The sequence below is a fragment of the Streptosporangium sp. NPDC023963 genome (assembly GCF_040639135.1).
Lineage (GTDB): Bacteria > Actinomycetota > Actinomycetes > Streptosporangiales > Streptosporangiaceae > Streptosporangium.
This window is the reverse complement of sequence record NZ_JBEZZK010000029.1, coordinates 48,146-60,137: the sequence shown is the minus strand read 5'-3', so window position 1 is coordinate 60,137 and position 11,992 is coordinate 48,146. Positions and strand designations below refer to the sequence as shown.

The following is an 11,992-nucleotide window of genomic DNA, read 5'->3' as shown; positions in this document are numbered from 1 at the left end:
GACGGGTGCAACCGGTGCAACGGGTGCGACGGGTGCGGTGGGGCCGGTGGGGCCGCAAGGAGAGATCGGTCCGGTAGGACCGGAAGGACCTGTGGGTGCGACGGGTGCAACCGGTGCAACGGGTGCGACGGGTGCGGTGGGGCCGGTGGGGCCGCAAGGAGAGATCGGTCCGGTAGGACCGGAAGGACCTGTGGGTGCAACCGGTGCAACCGGTGCGACGGGCGCGACAGGGCCCGCAGGGCCGCAGGGAGAGACCGGGCTTCAGGGACCTCTGGGAGCGACCATCTGCTGTACCGACACGTGGGGCGTCATCGGCCGCGAATCGGATGGCGGGCCGAGCGCCGTCTACCGCGTCGGTCCGTATGAGCGGGATCCCGTCACCAGCTCATCGGCCGCCGTACCGCCGCCCTATGGCGTCGGCAGCCTGGGAATCATCGTCGGAGACAGTCCGGATGAGATCACTTTCGGCAACGAGACGGACTTCGCGGAGTTGTCGATCAGTGATCTCACGATCTTGAGGTACTGGGCGTACGCGGGAGCCGACTCTCCGGCCGAGGTCTCCGTGCCGGGACTGAGCATAGAGGTCGATCCCAATGTGGGCTCGGCGGACTACGCGACCTTGATCTATCTGCCTGACACCTCCACCAGCCCGTCGGCTCCCGATCCCCAGCTGCCCAACACCTGGCAGCAGTACGACGCCGGCGCGGCCGGCAGCCAGTGGTATGCCACCGGAGCGACGGGCGTTCTGATCAACTGCACTCTGGCTTCTCCGTGTTCGTTCGACGAGCTCAAGGCCGCGCTGCCGGATGCGGTGATCACGTTGAGTCTTGGGTTCAGCATGGACACCCCCTTCATCGGCGCGATCGACGGACTGCGGGTGAACAACACGGTCTATGACTTCGGGCCCCTTGGAACACGGAAGCTGGTCGCGACACCTTAGGTCTGTTCATGGTCCGGACCGTCAGGGCGTGGATTCGCCTGCGCGGTACGGTCTGGTCTCGGTGGGCCGCGGGACGCGGCATGTGGTGATCTCATCGACAAAAACGGGCCATGACCGGAGCCCGTCTTGCGCCGGGCGAGCATCGAAACCCCACTCCCGCCGGGCGAGCTGAGCGGGCAGGGACGGCCTGCCCACCCGCTGAGGGCCAGGGCGGTCAGGCCGATCGATGTCGTTGCAGCGGTGGATCACATCGCGGACGATGTCTTCATCGGCGGTCACCAAGCGGGCGACGACCGATTCGGCCACCACACCCTCATGTTCCGGACCGGCTTCGAAGGCCAGCCTCCAACCGGTCCAGGGACACGACCGTGAAGTGCATCCCGGTAGAACGTTCCCGATCCCAGCGCTAGTTGCCCCAGCCGAGAAGCCAGACCTGACCGTTGGCGCCGTAGCGGTTCTTCTGCCACGGGTATATCCGGGCGGAGCACACGCCTGTGAAACGGCTGTAGGCCGTGCAGAAACGCCATCTGTCGGTGACGTCCCAGACGTTCCAGCCGACCCCGTAGGCCTGGATGTTCTGGCAGCCCTCGTAGATGTAGGTGGGAAGGCTCGTGCTCCCGGTGCAGCCGGCCGAGGTGTACGTGACCTGGAAGCCGTCGCCGCACCAGGTGTGATAGGCGCTTCCCTGGAGAGCGGGATATCCGTACGTCGTCGTGAGATACCAGCAGCCCGTCGCGAAATCGGCGGGACCGGTGGTTCCCGTCCGTTTCACGGGAGTAACGAGATCACTGGTGAATTTACCCTGGGACGTGTCGATGATGCTGGGAACCGTTTCCTTCTGGCGGGACATGTCGATGTATTCATCGAGCCCCTTTCCCCGGATCTCGGCGGCCGTCAGGGCGCGTACGGTGGGCCTGGGGGGCGGTGCCACCTCCCCGGGCTGAGGTGCGGGCTCCCACGACCGGGGGGTGACTTCCCAGGGTTGAGGTGCGGATTCACCGGGCTGGGGCGCGGGCGGGTTGTCCGGAATGCCCGGCGGCATGGGAGAGGAAATGCCCGGCGGTGCGGGAGCGAAGGCACCGAGGCTCAGGACGGCCGCCACCGCGAAGGCGCAGTTGACCGTGACTCGGGCGAATCGTCGCTTCAATGGCATACGGCATGCTCCTTATCAAAAAAGCGCGCCATGGACGGAGCTCGTCGGCATCTCCGTCGGTGGCGCGATCTTGATGGCGTGGAAAATATATACGCCCTCCTTTGAGGGGGGATCGAATTCCGTTTCCGGCGGGGTAAACGAAAATTTCCTCGCCCTGTCATCCGAGGGTGTTGAGTGTCCTCTCCGGTCCGCCAGGCCACTCGCCGGACCGTTTCGACCCGTCAGGAACTCCCTCGTTCTCAAAACGGGTGATCTAGTCTGTTCGCCGTCAACCGCACCCTCGTTCCACGGCCCGCGCGCCACAGGCAGGGGAGCGTGCCGAGACCTCGCCCACACGACGAACGCGACGGAGCGAACGGAATGAATGTGGACCTTCTAACGCCCCTGGCGCTCGTGATCGGTGTGCTGGTCCTGGTGACCGCGTTCACGGTGGCCGCGCGGCGCCTGCTCGACCTGCGGTTCGGGATCGTCCGCACGCTGCTGGCCGGGACATTCGTGGTCCTGATCGCCGGCCCGCTCATGAAGGCGTTCGCGGGGACGGTGGCCCCGGACGACCCCGGTGTCACCCCGATCTGGTTCTTCATCCTCGCCGTGGTCTGCGCCCTGCTCGCCGGGCTGGTACCCCTGGTGATCGCCGAGGCCCTGATACCGTCCGGATCGCTGCCGGGACCGCTGGAACTGGCGGGAAGGCTGCGCCGTCATCTGATCCGTTCACGCCGCTATCTCCGGATCACGCGAATCCTCGTACGGCACGGTCTCGGACCGTACCTGCGCGGCCGGGACCCCGACCTCGGCGCGCCCTCCAGCAGGGCCCGGCTGGCCAGGTCGTTGCGTGAGGCCCTCGACGACGGCGGGGTCACGTTCGTGAAGCTGGGCCAGATCCTGTCCACCCGGAGCGACCTGCTGGCGGTGGAGTTCGTCGAGGAGCTGCGCCTGCTGCAGGACGGCGCGGCCTCGGCGCCGTGGGCGGAGATCGAGCCGGTGCTCGTGGCCGAGCTGGGCGGACCTGTGGAGGAGACGTTCGCCGATTTCGACCGCGAACCGCTCGCCGCCGCCTCGATCGCGCAGGTCTACCGCGCCAGGCTGCGGACGGGCGAGGAGGTGGTGGTCAAGGTCCAGCGCCCGGGCATCGCCGGCGTGGTCGAGCAGGACCTCGACATCATCGACCGCCTCGCCCACTCGCTCGAACGACGCACCCGGTGGGGGCGCGCGTTCGGCGTCACCGCCCTGTCCAGAGGGTTCGCCGACGCGCTGCGGGAGGAACTCGACTTCCGGATCGAGGCCGGGAACATGGCCGCCGTGGCGGCCGTCTCCGCGGGCGAGCCGGTGCGCGTGCCGGTGCCGTACCCGAAGCAGTCCGGGCGGCGGGTGCTCGTCATGGAATGGCTGGACGGCACCCCGCTGGGGTCCGCCACGCCCGGCGGGCAGGCCGGGCAGGAACTCGCCAGGACCCTGCTCGACACGTTGCTGCGTCAGATCATGCTGCACGGGGTGTTCCACGCCGATCCCCATCCGGGCAACCTCATGCTCCTCGCCGACGGGCGCCTGGCGCTGCTCGACTTCGGCTCGGTGGGGCGGCTCGACGGCTCGCTGCGCGACTCGCTGGGGCGCCTGCTCGGCGCGATGGACCGGGGGGACCCGCTCGGGGTGAGCGACGCCCTGCTGGAGGTGGTGCCGCGGCCGGACGAGATCGACGAGCGGGGGCTGGAACGCGAGCTCGGCCGGTTCATGGCCCGGCACCTGCTCGCCGGTACCGCCCCGGACGTGCAGATGTTCGGCCGGCTCTTCCGGATCGTCTCCTCGCACGGACTGTCCCTCCCGCCCGAGGTGGCCGCGGTGTTCCGGGCCCTGGCGACGATCGAGGGCACGCTCGCCCGGCTCGCCCCCGGGTTCGACATCGTCACCGAGGCACGCGCGTTCTCGCTCCGTCACCTCACCGAACGCCCCGACCACCAGCGGGTACGGGAGGAGGTCACCCGGGAGGTGCTCGGCCTGCTTCCCATGGTGCGCCGCCTGCCCCGCCGGATCGAGCGGATCGCCGACGCGGCCGAGCACGGCCGCTTCGGCCTGAACGTGCGCCTCTTCTCCGACGAGCGTGACCGGCGGCACGTCACCGGGATGCCCCACCAGGTGCTGCTCACCGTGCTGGCGGCCACCACGGGTCTCATGGCCGCGCTGCTGCTCGGGGCCGACACCGGCCCGCGCGTCACCCCGGGGGTCGGGCTGCACCAGCTCATCGGCTACAACCTCCTGCTCGTCAGCGCCATCCTGGGGCTGCGGGTACTGGTGGTCATCTTCCGGAGGAACGGGTGAACGACCTGCCGCTTCCCGCGATCGTTGGAACCGGTGGGGGAATCGGAGTAGGAAGGAACCCATGACTACCGAGCAGACGTTCGTCATCGTCGGAGCGGGCCTGGCGGGTGCCAAGGCGGCGGAGTCCCTGCGCGACGAGGGCTTCGAGGGCGGGATCACGCTGATCGGCGCCGAGACCGAGCCTCCCTACGAGAGACCCCCGCTCTCCAAGAGCTACCTGCTCGGCAAGGAGGAGAAGGCCAAGCTCTACGTCCACGACGAAAACTGGTACGCCGCCAACTCCGTGGAGCGGCTGCTCGGCCGCCGCGCGACGGGCCTCGACCGGGCCGCGCACCACGTGGAGCTCGACGACGGGCGGCGCGTCCGGTACGACAAGCTGCTGCTCGTCCCCGGCTCCTCCCCGCGCCGCCTCGACGTGCCCGGCGCCGACCTGGACGGCGTGCACTACCTGCGCAGTCTCGGCGACTCGGAGCGGCTGCGCGAGGCCGTCCGCGGTGGCGGCAGGAGAGTGGTCGTCGTCGGCGCGGGCTGGATCGGGCTGGAGACCGCCGCGGCCGCCAGGGAGTACGGCTGCGAGGTGACCGTCGTCGAGCCGAGGGCGGTGCCGCTGCACGCCGCGCTCGGCCCCGAGCTGGGCGCCTTCTTCGCCGACGTGCACCGGCGCCACGGCGTCGACGTACGGCTCGGCCGCGAGGTGACCGGTCTCATCGGCCCCGGCCACGTCCGCGCGGTCGCCACCCACGACGGCGAGGAGATCCCGGCCGACATCGTGATCGTCGGCGTCGGCGTGAGCCCCAACACCGAACTCGCCGAGCGGGCGGGCCTGGCCGTGGACAACGGGATCCTCGTCGACGAGTCCCTCCGCACCGACGACCCCGACGTCTACGCCGCCGGTGACGTGGCCAACGCGTTCAACCCCCTGTACGGCACCCGCATCCGCGTCGAGCACTGGGCCAATGCCCTCAACGGGGGAGTGGCCGCGGCCAAGGCCATGCTCGGCCAGAAGGTGGTCTACGACAGGCCGCCGTACTTCTTCACCGACCAGTACGACGTCGGCATGGAGTTCTCCGGCTGGTTCGCGCCCGGCGGGTACGACTCCGTGGTCGTCCGGGGAGAGCTGGAGTCGGAGGCCTTTCACGCCTTCTGGCTCTCCGGCGGACGTGTCGTGGCGGGCATGCACGTCAACCAGTGGGACGAGGGCATCTCACCGGCGCAGGAGCTGATCCGCGGCGGCGCGACCGTCGCCCCCGACCGGCTCACCGACCTCTCCGTACCGCTGGCCGACCTCGCGAAGAGCTGACCCGCTCCCGTCCCCTCGCTCTCGCCCCTATGCGGGAAGCCGGTCCTTCTGCGGGAAGCCGGTCTCTCCGCGGGAAGCCGGTTCCCTCCGGCTTCCCGATCTCACCCCCTCCCCGTGAACCGGAGCGGCTACCACGCCCGTCCACGGGTAAAAAGCCCTCGGGGGAGGGTGGTGCGACGAAGGCGAGGAGACGGGCATGACCGACACGGCCCCCACCGGCAAGTTGACCATAGAGACACACGGCCGCCGGGAGGCGCTCGCGCTGGCCGGGACGATCTGCGATCTCTACGAGGCGGTGTTCTCGCTGCCCCCGTTCGACGGGAAAGCCGCGGAGTTCGCCAACCAGCGCTCCTACTTCCCCCGGCTGGTCGACCGGCCGGGTTTCCGGCTGACCACCGCGCGGTCCGGGGCGGAGTTCGTCGGGTTCGGGTACGGACACCTGCTGCCGGCCGACACCCGCTGGTGGGGCGCGCTGGCCGAACCGGTCGGTGAGGAGTTCGCGGCCGAGACCGGGACCAGGACGTTCGTCGTCATCGACTACGGGGTGCTGCCCGACCGGCGAGGCGCCGGAATCGGGCACCGGATCCACGACGAGCTGCTCTCCGGATCCGGTGCCGAGCGGGCCACGCTCTCGGTGCAGCCCAAGGCCGTGCTGACCCGGGAGCTCTACCGCAGGTGGGGATGGCGGAAGGTGTCCGAGAAGCTGATGGACCCGCCGATCCCCGCCCCGGTCTTCGAGATCCTGGTGCTTGAGGAGATGCCCGGGGTGCGCTGAGCGGTCGCGGCGGGCCGGAAAGCCGTCAGGCGATGAGCTGGAAGGTGTGCAGCTTCTCGTCCAGGGCGGCGACCTGGCGGGTCCTCGCCCACGGATTCAGCGTCTCGCGGACCTCCACCACCGAGCGGGCCAGCCGCGGCGAGGTGTTCTTGCAGGTGAGGCGAGCGGCCTCGCCGATCTGCTCGCACGCATCGTCGATGGCGCGCAGCCGCAGGTGCCCGCGCGCCAGATCCAGGCGGCTGAACGCCATGTTGCGGACGAACGCCGGATCGATCCGGGCCAGGGACCGCGCGGCCATCTCGACGGCGGTCTGGGCGTCGCCCATGTCCAGCAGGCACTTGGTCCTGGTCGACAGATACTGGCCGTCGCCGTAGAAGTAGAGAAGCTTCGCCCCCACGTCGCCCTCGCCCGCGTGGCCCAGCTCGCGGCGGGCCTGGTCGAGGCTGGTCATGCACCGGGCGTGGTCCTTGTGACGGTCGTTCTTGGCCGAGCGGCGCAACACCGCCGAGTAGGCGCGGGCCCCCACGTCGCACGCGTACGACACCAGCAGCTTGCTGTTGGCGCGATGCCCCCAGGCCAGCGCCCCCAGCGCGTGCTCGACGCCCTGGCGGGGGTCACCCCGCCAGGTCGCCAGCTGCGACCAGTTGGCCAGCACGAAGCTGTTCATCGCGTCGTCGTCGGCCTGGTGTGCGGCCACCTTGGCCTGCTCGTAGTAGTGGTTCGCCCCGTTGAAGTCGTTGAGGTTGAACAACACCCAGGCGGTGAACCGGCAGATGTTGGCCAGCAGCGACAGCAACCGCTCACGCACCTCGTCGTTCGACGCGGCCGGGATGAGTGACCGCACTAGGTGGTGCTGGGCGAGCACGGTCCCCAGCACCGACTGGGGGCCGAGGGTGTCCTCCTGCCGCATGCAGTGGTGCAGCACCGCGTCGATGTGGTCGACGGTGGCGTCGTCCACCCGGGACGGTTCGGCGGCGATCAGGGCGAGCCGGTCGAGCTCGTCGTCGTTGAGCCGGGCCAGCAGCGGAGAGGCCGCCGCCGCGGCGGCGGCGGCCCTGATCAGGGCCAGGACGTCGCGCCGTTTCATGGTCGCCGCCCACTGGGCGAGCGCCCGCACCAGGGCGTCGTACTCCTCGTCGCGCGAGGTCCCGAACTGCACGGGTCCCGTGGGCAGGGTGGGCAGGGCGGCCAGCACCCCCCGGATGTCCTCGGGGCCGAGGCTGCCCGCAGCCCCGGCCGCGACCGGTGCCCGCCCCCGGGACCGGACGGACGGTGTGTTGTGCTCGTCGGCATCGCGGTGGTCTTCACCGTCGACCAGGTCGGCGGTGCGGCACTGGTAGATGCGGGCCAGCCGGTTGAGCCCGGCGATCGGCGGCTCGTTGCCGGTGGGGCCGGGCCACGCTTCCCACGACCCGAGTTTTCGGGTCGTCAGTGGCTCGTTCGGCCAGTACTCGTTCCATAGATGGCAGACCTTGGCTTGTGTCAGGCGATGCGCCTCACGGAAGCCCTGGCGGGAGTTCAGGCGCCAGCGTCGCTTGAACTCAGCGGCGACCTCGGCCCACGTGAAACCACGCTCGCGAAGCTCAGCGCTGAAGGCGTCCATCTGCTGCTTGACGCTGCGCGGTGCACGTGGCATCGGCTCGGCCCCTCCCGGCGGGTTCTCCGGCGGCGATTCTTCGGGCTGAACGTTACTGGTCGCTCACGTTCGGTGACGGTCGAGTGCAGAAACCGGCGATCAGATCACCGCTCCCTGCAATGCCGTCGCTCTTCGGGGCGATGTGACCTCTGAGAGTGACGAACAGACTCGGTGCCGTCGCCTGTTTCCAGCACGCTCCGTACAGCAGGGTTGAGACAACGCCGGAGCCGTCGGATTCGTGTGGTCTCAGCGCTCGGGCGGGGGCGTCCCCATTCTGCGCCGGGGACGCGCGACCGAACCTTCGTTGAACTTCCCTGGAGCCATCAATGACCGTGCTCCCCGTCGAACGGCCGGGACCGATGCACTCACCGTTTCACTCTGATCCGGACACCACCGACCACCTGCCACTGGACGCGAACGAGCTGTGGCTGGCGGCGCAGCCGGCCGCGGCCTCCCGGGCGCGCGACTTCACGCGTGCGCAACTGCTGGTGTGGGGCCTGGAGGAACTGTCCGACCTCTGTGTCCTGGTCGTCTCCGAGATGGCCACCAACGCCATCAAGGCCACCGCCACCCCGCCCGCCCCGTACGGCTACACCTGCCCGTCCGCCTCCGGCGGCCACCCGCACACCGCCGCCTGCCCGCCCACCTGCGCCCGCGCGCGGACCGCCGGCCCGGACCCGATCCTCCTGCGGCTCCGCCTCACCACCGCGGGCCTGTTCGCGGAGGTCTGGGACGGCTGCGACGGCTCGCCCGAGGTCACCGACGCCGGGGAGGACGACGAGAGCGGCCGGGGCCTGCGGCTCGTCGGCATGTGCACCGACGAGTGGGGCCACTACCGGTCACCGGGCGGGGGAAAGGTCGTCTTCGGCCGCTGGGCCCTGCCGTCCGCCTGGCACATCCCGGACGTGCTGCCCCCGCGGCCGTACGCGTACTCCCGGACCCACGCGGCGCGCGGGTGATCTCTCACCCGCGCGGGGTGTACGCGGGGTACGCCGCCCGGTCCACGTCCGCGTCCGGCCACCGGCGGCGCAGCGCCTGTGCCGCCCGGCGGGCCCATCCGGCCAGGTGGGGCAGGGCGCGATGGTTCTCGGCGGTCCACGCCGCGGCGTCCAGGGTGAAGATCAGCTGGAGCCGGCTGTTCTCGCCCGGCACCCGGGCGTCGAGTGTCGGGAACCGGGTGAGGCGGCCGGCGGCCCAGGTCAGGCACGCCGCGGCCAGGCCGAAGCCGAACAGGCGATCGTCGTCCGCCTCCGGTACGCCCCTGGCCAGCGCGCGGCGGTAACCGGCCTCCAGGCCGGTCGCGATCGGGTCGGACACCGTCAGCCACGCCGGGCCCGGCACGTACAGGCACACGGCCGAGGTCAGGGTGTGCCGGTAGCCGGCGAACTCGAAGTCGATGAGCCGCCCGTCGCCGTCCGCCGTCAGGAAGTTGTTCGCCTCGGCGTCCCCGTTGGTCAACGCCAGGAAGGGGCCCGGGTCGGCGAGTTCCGCCAGCAGTCGCGCGAGCTCGGTCTCGGCCCGGCTCGGCAGCGCGACCCCGAACCCCGCGCCGTGCTCCACGGCCCGCCGCCACGCGTCGGCGTCCGGGCACGTGAGGCCGAGACCCACGGCCGGTCGTCTCGCGAGATAGAGCTCCGCGCGCCCGGCCGTGGCCGCGCCCAGCTCGCCCAGCGCCCGCGCGAAGGCCGCCAGCCCCGCCGGTGGAGGCACCGCGCCGTCGCGGCGCAACACCTGGTCCAGCGGCGTGCGGGGAGCGAGGTCCTCCAGGACCAGGAGCGACGCCGCCATGTCGTCGGCCAGCACCCTGGGGGCGAGGTCGAGCCCGAGGTCCTCGGACAGGAAGCGCAGCGCGGCCCGCTCGGTCACCACCTGTCCCGCGTCCGTGCGTGATCTGGACGGATGGACGCGCAGCCACTTCACGATCACCGACGAGGGGAGTCCGGACTCCGGACCGGCCGGGTGCGTGTGCGGTGCGGGCTTCGGTTCGGCCGGGTGCGCGCGCAGGACCGCCCACGGGGCCAGGTGCTCCATGCGGCCGAGTGTCACCGGCACCCCGAACGCCTTCGCCAGCAGCTCCTCCAGATGAGCCCGATCGGGCAGCGGAAGGCTCGTCGCGGGAGGATCCACAGGGGGTGTCGGCACCCTGGCAGGGTGCCAGCCGGGGCCGCGGTCTTCAACGGGTTTCCCTTGACGCGTGGGCTTTTCCGGCCGGCTGTCCGCCGGGCCGTACGGCAGGGTCATCATCTCCGCGGGCGACGTCGCCCGGTTCGCGCGGGCGCACCTGGACGGCGGCGTCGCCCCCGACGGCACCCGGGTCCTGTCCGCCGGCGCCGCCGCGGAGATGCGGCGGCGCGTGGTCGACAGCCCGGACAAGTGGACCGTCAGCGCCGACGGCTGGGGCCTGGGCTGGACCCTGTACGACTGGGACGGCGTCCCCGGCTACGGTCACGACGGCGCCGCGATCGGCCAGTACTCCTACCTGCGCGTCGTCCCGCACGCGGGGGTGGCCGTCGTCCTGCCGGCCAACGGAGGCGGCACCGGCGGGCTGTACGCCGACCTGTTCCGTGAACTGCTGGACGAGCTGGCCGGGGTGCGCGTGCCGGAGGCCTTCGCACCGGCGGCGAACCCGCCCGCGGTGGACCTGACGCGGCTGGTGGGCACCTACCGGCGCGAGGGCGTCGTCACCACCGTCACCCAGGACGTCGACGGCGCGCGCATCCGGTACGAGTTCGTCGACGGCATGAAGGACTTCTCCCCGCCCCTGGAGATGGACCTGGTGCCGGTGTCGGAAACGGCCTTCGCCGCCTCCGGCGGCCCTTCCTTCGGCGGGGAGCACATTCCCGTGGTCTTCTCCACCCTGACCGACGGCACCGAGTGCGTGTACATCGGCATGCGCGTCACCCCCAAGGTCGCCTGAACCCCGGCCCGGCACCGGCGCCCGTCCCGCCGTGAGCCGACGCACAATGAAAACGCGCGTCCGATGTCCACATTGGAAGGGGCGGCGATGGGGAGCAGGGCACTGGTCCTGGGCGGCGGGGGCATCACCGGAATCGCCTGGGAGCTGGGCATGCTCACCGGCCTGGCCGAGCTGAGCGTCGACCTGGGACAGGCCGACCTCGTCGTCGGGACCTCCGCCGGTGCCGTGGTGGGCGCGCAACTCCTGGCGGACCTCGACCTGGAACAGCGGTACGCGGCCCAGCTGGAGTCCCCCGGCGGGGAGGCGAGGCCGCGCCTTCCCCACCTGTACCTGACCCGGCTGGTGTGGGCCACGATCCGGGCCCGCGATCCGGCGGAGTTCCGCGTGCGGATGGGCAGGATGGCACTCGCCGCCAGGACCTCGTCCGAGGCCGAACGGCGGGCGGAGATCGTGCGGTGGCTCGGAGGCGCCCACACCTGGCCGGAGCGCAGACTGGTGATCACCAGTGTGGAGGCGGAGTCGGGGAAGTTCGTGACGTTCGACGCGGCGAGCGGCGTCGAGCTCGTGGACGCGGTGGCGGCCAGCGTCTGCACCCCAGGAGTCCGGCCGCCCGCGACCGTCCGTGGCCGCCGTCATATCGACGGCGGGATGCGTTCTGCGGCGAACGTGGATCTGGCGGCGGGCCACGAGCAGGTGGTGGTGCTGGCACCGGTGACACGCGGAGGCGGGCCGATGCCCGCCGCGGAGGACCAGGTCACCGCGCTGCGACCGAATGCGCGTGTCGTGATGATCTCCCCGGACGAGGACGCCCGGCGGTCGATGGGGTCGAGCCCGCGGGACATGCTCGACCCGGCCCGGCGGCCCGCGGTCGCCCGCGCCGGCCGTGCCCAGGCGGCCAAGGTGGCCGAACTCGCGGCCGACGTGTGGCGAACGACCGGTTAGACCCGGCCGCGGAGCA

At 71.1% G+C, this 11,992-nt stretch carries 10 protein-coding genes; 7 read left to right on the top strand and 3 right to left on the bottom strand.

The window, feature by feature from the left end; translation table 11 throughout:
- Positions 1-190: 190 nt before the first annotated feature.
- The gene (locus AB0F88_RS43360) at positions 191-940 is read left to right on the top strand and encodes a hypothetical protein (protein ID WP_362698190.1); all 750 of its coding nucleotides are present in this window, start codon (positions 191-193) and stop codon (positions 938-940) included.
- A gap of 406 nt (positions 941-1,346) precedes the next feature.
- Here AB0F88_RS43360 and AB0F88_RS43355 read toward each other — a convergent pair whose 3' ends face one another.
- Complete coding sequence (locus AB0F88_RS43355) at positions 1,347-1,712, bottom strand: hypothetical protein (RefSeq protein WP_362698187.1); 366 nt, start codon at positions 1,710-1,712, stop codon at positions 1,347-1,349.
- A 747-nt stretch (positions 1,713-2,459) separates the two neighbouring features.
- Here AB0F88_RS43355 and AB0F88_RS43350 point away from each other — a divergent pair.
- From AB0F88_RS43350 to AB0F88_RS43340, 3 genes are all read left to right on the top strand, one after another.
- Complete coding sequence (locus AB0F88_RS43350) at positions 2,460-4,406, top strand: AarF/UbiB family protein (protein WP_362698184.1); 1,947 nt, start codon at positions 2,460-2,462, stop codon at positions 4,404-4,406.
- Between the two features lie 61 nt (positions 4,407-4,467).
- Positions 4,468-5,706, top strand: a complete 1,239-nt coding sequence (locus AB0F88_RS43345; protein WP_362698181.1) for an FAD-dependent oxidoreductase — start codon at positions 4,468-4,470, stop codon at positions 5,704-5,706.
- A 196-nt stretch (positions 5,707-5,902) separates the two neighbouring features.
- Entirely contained in the window at positions 5,903-6,481 is a 579-nt protein-coding gene (locus AB0F88_RS43340; RefSeq protein ID WP_362698178.1) for a GNAT family N-acetyltransferase, read from the top strand.
- Positions 6,482-6,506: 25 nt separating this feature from the next.
- Here the strand turns inward: AB0F88_RS43340 and AB0F88_RS43335 are convergent, their stop codons facing one another.
- The gene (locus tag AB0F88_RS43335; RefSeq protein ID WP_362698175.1) at positions 6,507-8,117 is read right to left on the bottom strand and encodes a hypothetical protein; all 1,611 of its coding nucleotides are present in this window, start codon (positions 8,115-8,117) and stop codon (positions 6,507-6,509) included.
- A gap of 326 nt (positions 8,118-8,443) precedes the next feature.
- Here AB0F88_RS43335 and AB0F88_RS43330 point away from each other — a divergent pair, with 326 nt between their 5' ends.
- Positions 8,444-9,076 (top strand): ATP-binding protein, encoded by a 633-nt coding sequence (locus tag AB0F88_RS43330; RefSeq protein WP_362698172.1) that lies wholly within the window; start codon positions 8,444-8,446, stop codon positions 9,074-9,076.
- 4 nt (positions 9,077-9,080) lie between these two features.
- On the opposite strand, the gene AB0F88_RS43325 is transcribed toward AB0F88_RS43330, so the two are convergent.
- On the bottom strand, positions 9,081-10,259 hold the full coding sequence (locus AB0F88_RS43325; RefSeq protein WP_362698169.1) for a hypothetical protein: 1,179 nt from the start codon (positions 10,257-10,259) through the stop codon (positions 9,081-9,083).
- 52 nt (positions 10,260-10,311) lie between these two features.
- Between AB0F88_RS43325 and AB0F88_RS43320 the strand changes: the two genes are divergently transcribed.
- Entirely contained in the window at positions 10,312-11,034 is a 723-nt protein-coding gene (locus tag AB0F88_RS43320) for a serine hydrolase domain-containing protein (protein WP_362698166.1), read from the top strand.
- Between the two features lie 63 nt (positions 11,035-11,097).
- Entirely contained in the window at positions 11,098-11,976 is an 879-nt protein-coding gene (locus tag AB0F88_RS43315) for a patatin-like phospholipase family protein (RefSeq protein WP_362698164.1), read from the top strand.
- The last annotated feature ends 16 nt before the right edge of the window (positions 11,977-11,992 follow it).

Excerpts from the sequence above, each read along its gene's own strand:
- AB0F88_RS43345 (WP_362698181.1), top strand. The coding sequence starts at position 4,468 with ATGACTACCGAGCAGACGTTCGTCATCGTCGGAGCGGGCCTGGCGGGT.
- AB0F88_RS43340 (WP_362698178.1), top strand. The coding sequence starts at position 5,903 with ATGACCGACACGGCCCCCACCGGCAAGTTGACCATAGAGACACACGGC.
- AB0F88_RS43335 (WP_362698175.1), bottom strand. The coding sequence starts at position 8,117 with ATGCCACGTGCACCGCGCAGCGTCAAGCAGCAGATGGACGCCTTCAGC.
- AB0F88_RS43330 (WP_362698172.1), top strand. The coding sequence starts at position 8,444 with ATGACCGTGCTCCCCGTCGAACGGCCGGGACCGATGCACTCACCGTTT.
- AB0F88_RS43315 (WP_362698164.1), top strand. The coding sequence starts at position 11,098 with ATGTCCACATTGGAAGGGGCGGCGATGGGGAGCAGGGCACTGGTCCTG.